General features: G+C 41.1%; 7 protein-coding genes. 2 read left to right on the plus strand and 5 right to left on the minus strand.

Translation table 11 applies throughout. The features are described 5' to 3' along the window. Positions 1–25: 25 nt before the first annotated feature. The 5 genes from BGC07_RS01990 to BGC07_RS02010 form a co-directional block, all read right to left on the minus strand. Positions 26–700 carry a 3-hydroxyacyl-CoA dehydrogenase NAD-binding domain-containing protein gene (locus BGC07_RS01990; protein ID WP_139121584.1) on the minus strand — a complete coding sequence of 225 codons (675 nt, stop codon included), beginning with the start codon at positions 698–700 and terminating at the stop codon, positions 26–28. After that, positions 676–1,161 carry an enoyl-CoA hydratase-related protein gene (locus BGC07_RS01995; protein WP_069311756.1) on the minus strand — a complete coding sequence of 162 codons (486 nt, stop codon included), beginning with the start codon at positions 1,159–1,161 and terminating at the stop codon, positions 676–678. The genes BGC07_RS01990 and BGC07_RS01995 overlap by 25 nt, the downstream gene beginning before the upstream one ends. Continuing rightward, entirely contained in the window at positions 1,158–2,483 is a 1,326-nt protein-coding gene (locus BGC07_RS02000; protein WP_069311757.1) for an acetyl-CoA C-acetyltransferase, read from the minus strand. Before BGC07_RS02000 ends, BGC07_RS01995 begins: the two co-directional genes overlap by 4 nt. Positions 2,484–2,704: 221 nt before the next feature. After that, entirely contained in the window at positions 2,705–3,346 is a 642-nt protein-coding gene (locus BGC07_RS02005) for a hypothetical protein (RefSeq protein ID WP_069311758.1), read from the minus strand. A gap of 222 nt (positions 3,347–3,568) precedes the next feature. Beyond that, positions 3,569–3,775, minus strand: a complete 207-nt coding sequence (locus BGC07_RS02010) for a hypothetical protein (protein WP_069311759.1) — start codon at positions 3,773–3,775, stop codon at positions 3,569–3,571. Positions 3,776–3,935: 160 nt separating this feature from the next. Between BGC07_RS02010 and BGC07_RS02015 the strand changes: the two genes are divergently transcribed. Further along, entirely contained in the window at positions 3,936–4,280 is a 345-nt protein-coding gene (locus BGC07_RS02015; RefSeq protein WP_235602841.1) for a hypothetical protein, read from the plus strand. A gap of 50 nt (positions 4,281–4,330) precedes the next feature. After that, the coding region (locus tag BGC07_RS02020; protein ID WP_069311760.1) for a substrate-binding periplasmic protein at positions 4,331–5,003 on the plus strand (673 nt) is incomplete at its 3' end.

Below are 5,003 nucleotides of genomic sequence, written 5' to 3' on the forward strand. Positions count from 1 at the left end.
AACCGCCTCAATAATGACATCCGCATCAGCAACGCCTAACCCCCTCAGGGTCAGCTCTTAAGCGATCCAAGGCATTTTTGACTAAGTACTCTTTTCGCAAACGCCGCTGCAATAACTTTTTTGCCCGAGAAAACGTTCTTGCAATCGCATCTGGGCTTGGGTCTTGCAAAGTCACATCGAGGCCATTCACCAAACACCAAGCAGCAATATCTCCTCCCATGGTCCCAGCACCAATGACATGCACTCGCTGGAATGTATAGTCCGCTTTTGCTTCTGCCTTTAAACGCTCTTGCAATAAAAAAATACGCACAAGATTTTTTGCTGTCTCGGTTTTAGCTAATGTTTCTATAGCCGTGATTTCTTCATCCAGCGCAGCATCTCGTGACAAACTTTTCTGCCAAACACTCAACATTTGAAACGGTGCAGGGTAATGCTCAGGTCGTGCTTTTTCGCGTAATTTAGGCTCAATCAGCCATTTTGCCACCCAAGGTTTTAACCACTTTTGCGAGACTAAAACATCTGTCCAAGGCAATTTCTTTGTTGAAGGTGTCGATAAAATAAAGTGCTTCGCTGCTTTTGCTAAGTAATATTCAGCAACAACCTGATCCACCAACCCTTGTTTTTTCGCTGGCTGCGCCCGTAAAGTTCGACCACTCAACATCAAATTAATCGCATTTAAGCGCCCGATTCGTTCAGGCAAACGCACCGTCCCCCCCAAGCGGGCTGAATACCAAGCATCACTTCAGGTAAACCCAAGCGGGTTTTAGTACTATCACTCGCAATACGATAGCGACAAGATAAAGCAAGCTCCAAGCCGCCACCCAAACAAAAGCCATCAATCAAAGCTACTGTCGGAATACCAATATTTTCTAGTCTACTAAATACGGCTTGCCCTTGGCGCACATAAGCAATCGCATCTTCAATATGTTCTAAACCTTCAAACTCATGAACATCAGCACCGGCAATAAACCCAGATTGTTTAGACGACTGAATCACAATCCCCTGTAACGCCTTGCCGTTAACCTCTTTTGTTAAAATACGATCCAACTCAGTCAGCACCGTCTTACCCAAGGTATTCGTCGATGATTCAGGGCAATCCAGGCTTAACCACAGAATTTGATCATCATCACATGCAACTTTCCAAGCACTGTATGAACTCACTCACCTGTCTCCTCTTGTTGACAGTTTGCGATCAATACCGCTCCCCCTTGTCCACCCCCAATGCACAAACTCGCAATACCTTGTGCTGGAACCTTCTTAGCTTTTAATACCTGCGCTAAATGCAGTAAGATTCGTGCACCCGAAGCCCCCACCGGATGGCCAATCGCAATCGCCCCCCCGTGAATATTCACTTTTTCTGGGTCAATCGCTTCATAGGCGGCTTTCAGCTTGAATTCATTCTTACAAAACTCAGCGTCAGCAAAGGCCGCTAAACAAGCCAGCGTCTGCGCAGCAAAAGCTTCGTTAATCTCCCAACAGTCTACGGCAGCAGTTGATAATTTTTGGCGTTTTAATATCTGATGACTCGCATACACCGGACCTAAACCCATCTGTTTTGGATCAAGCCCAGCCCAAGCCACATCTTTAATCTTTGCCAACGGCTTTAATTGATATTTTTTAACCGCCTTTTCGCTAGCTAATAGTAACAAACAAGCCCCATCGGTGAGCTGTGAGCTATTTCCTGCGGTCACCGCTCCATATGGGCGATCGAATACTGGCTTTAATTTAGCCAAGCGCTCTGGAGTCGAGTCCGTTCTCACACCATTATCCGCTAAATAACTCAAACCTTTGCCATCATAAATCGGCGCAATTTCTTCATCAAATAAACTGTCTTTTTGTGCCGCAAGCGCTCGTAAATGACTCTCGGCCGCCCATGCATCCATCATTTGCCGATCGATCTTAAAACGCTTAGCAATAACCTCAGCCGTTTGCCCCATCGACAAACCAATCACCGGGTCAGATAACCCTTTTAACAAAGCACTTTCAGGTTTTAAATTTTTAAATGGAAACGATGAAATTAATTTCAACTTTTTCCAATTGCCTTTTGCTTTTTGTAATCGCGCAAGCCAACGCGCAATATTTGGATGCGTCATTAAAGGCGCATGGCTCATTGCCTCACAACCACCGACCAATACCACATCGTGACGACCACTCGCAATCAACTGAGCTCCACTATCGACCGCTTGCAAGCCCGATGCACAATTACGCTGTACAGTGAATGCAGGGGTACTTTGATCGCAACCTAGACGCAACCCGACAATACGCGCAATATTCATCTCATCTGCGGATGCACCACCACAGCCAATCACGACATGCTGGATAATTTCGGGAGAAATCGATAGTTTGGAGAAAAGGCTTTGTCCTGCGCGCACCGCCAAATCAGCAGCAGCAAAGGGCCCAGGCGCTGGAACTTCTGCTCGCAGGAAAGGGGTTCTCATCCCATCAACAAGATACACCGCCCGCCCCGGCAAATCTGTACTCATATATGCAATCCTTGTTTTTGTCCTTGTGAGTCGGTTTGCAAACTTACTTTTCCCAGCATATCGGGTTTCACCTCATAAAAGCAAGCTTTCTTTAACAAAAGTTATTGATATAAAGAAGATAATGATTTAACAATCTAAATTTGACAAAAGGAGATATTTTACCTACTCACAGCAAATTTCTTAATCAATTAAAAACAAGAGGTTTTAAACCTTGAAGTAAATTATATTTCTTCTTTTTCCTGCTCTTGGCTATTTAATTTTTCTAAAAATTCAGCCACACTGGCACCTGACCTTTTCGCGAGATACTCTAACTGACACAAGCTAGGAACCGCCTCAACTAAATCAATCACAGAAAATGGTACAGGGCGATCTTGCTCCTGATTCATTCTCGCAACCGTTTTTTCAAGGAGGATAAAGGTCTCGACGATTTTACTAATCACCTCCCCTTGTGTTGAACCAAGATTTTTTTCTTTTGCCTTATTTTTCGAATAGTCTGCCGCAAGTTTAGAAATTCCATAAACACGTTGACTTACTAATCTGCGCTGCTGATGGAATTTATTTTGCCGAAAAGCGGCCATCAAACGCTTATAATAAAGAGGGGTGAAATATTGCTCCAGCCATGCTTGTAATTCATCACCATCTTTGATTGATAGTAAGCCTCCTTGCTGTTGCTCTGGCCACAGACAATAGGGATAGCTAGTGATCTTATAATAAAGCTTTCTCACTTCGCGCGCATCAAAACCAGGATTAAGGTAGTCAGCCATTTCTACAACGCCTGCCAGGCCACCATCACATAACTTACAAATTAATTTACTGATATAATTAATTTGATCCTGGTTTAGCTTCTTTCTTTGCCTTGCCATCTGATTGCACCTTACACACTCGAAGATCACCCCACCCACAGTTTAAGTGTAAATTAAAAATGACCTTTTACCCTCTTTTAACGCTATATTTAGTCCTAGAAACAATACACTATGCTAATGTAAAATGCATGCGAGGAGACAGTTATGCAATATTACTTTAAATCTACCCTAATCATATTAATCTCACTATTTAGTTTAAGCCCACTCATTAATTTCGCGGACTCACTTGCTACTTGTCGCAGCACCTGCTATCAAAGCAACCCTTGTGTCCAGGCCACCCAAAAAAAGCCTGAGGACTATAACACTTGCATGATTAGTCGCGCTCGCTGCCTTGCCAATTGTAACAATCTCAGCCATCAAAATACGCTGAGCAGTGATAACAATAGTCAGTAACCAGGCCTGATTTAGCCACCGAATAATTAGCTTCATGATAAACCTGCTTACTCTTTATTGCTATTCAGCAAATAGCTACCCTTGAGTTAGATATTAACATTAAGTGTATTCAAGCAAGCTGGCCTACAACTCCCTTTCTAACTACACTATCATTAAGAACGAGATGACTCTCTAGCTTGAGCGTTTAATTATAGCAATGATCAATAAATACCGAGCAACATTTTTTGTCTTAGCGTTATCTATGCTAATTCAATCACCCCATGCAAATAATCCTTTAGTTGAAAATTTTTCTATCCAACTTTCTAAACAACTTGAAGCAGCTATTCGTGCACAGTGCGATCATTTCACAAAAGCCCTGACGAAAGAAGAAATGCGTGACAGTTTAGGAGCAATGAATCAAGCACGTTTTAAACAGATTTATCATAATAACTACCCCATGTGCATGGTAGAAACAATCAAGCGTGTAAAAAAATATTTTACTACAGTGAAAATCGAGCCAATACAAACAAACGAAACCTCTACCATGAACATAGAGAAATAACTGCTACCCTTTAAGTTAAGGGCAAATATAAAGAGCATAGTAGTTTAACGATGAAAATAGTCTGTTATTTCTTTATTTTTATCTTAATAACACCTTACACTTTCTCATCCATAAAGTTAGCCACAGGTAATAATTATCCACCATTTAGTGATGAAAGCCTGCCCAATGGAGGTATAGCAACTCAATTAGTTAAAGAAATCACTCGCAATATGGGAATTAGTAGCATAATGATTGATTTCAAACCTTGGAAACGTGGTTATCAAGAAACACTTGACCATCAGTACCTAGCCACCTTTCCCTATGGTAAAAACAGTGAACGCCAAAAGAAGTTTTACTACTCTAAAGCCATATTCACAGTAGATTCTTATTTTTGGGTACGCACAAATTCACACCTGAATAAAAACAACTTTTTCAAAGAAAAATTAATATTTTGTGTTCCTTTAGGTTATGATCACTCGATAGAACTTGCCCTCTTTGACAGAAAAAAAGTAACCATCATTCAAAGAAAGAACCCTGAGAAGTGCCTATGGCTAGTTGAAAAAGGCAAAGCTGACACTGTTTCATTAAACTCACTACTAATTGAACATTACTTAAAAAAGAATAATAACAATACCCCTATCATCAAAAAGATCCCATATACAATATCTAACTACAAGCTTTATTTAATTACTTCAAAAATAATAAAAACGGAATCAATTTTATTAAAAAATTTAACATTGAACT

This window comes from Piscirickettsia litoralis, from assembly GCF_001720395.1.
GTDB classification, from domain to species: domain Bacteria; phylum Pseudomonadota; class Gammaproteobacteria; order Piscirickettsiales; family Piscirickettsiaceae; genus Piscirickettsia; species Piscirickettsia litoralis.

Bases quoted from the DNA above. Each gene is read 5' to 3' on its own strand.
- BGC07_RS02000 (WP_069311757.1), bottom strand. From the start codon at position 2,483: ATGAGTACAGATTTGCCGGGGCGGGCGGTGTATCTTGTTGATGGGATG.
- BGC07_RS02005 (WP_069311758.1), bottom strand. From the start codon at position 3,346: ATGGCAAGGCAAAGAAAGAAGCTAAACCAGGATCAAATTAATTATATC.
- BGC07_RS02010 (WP_069311759.1), bottom strand. From the start codon at position 3,775: ATGAAGCTAATTATTCGGTGGCTAAATCAGGCCTGGTTACTGACTATT.
- BGC07_RS02015 (WP_235602841.1), top strand. From the start codon at position 3,936: ATGATCAATAAATACCGAGCAACATTTTTTGTCTTAGCGTTATCTATG.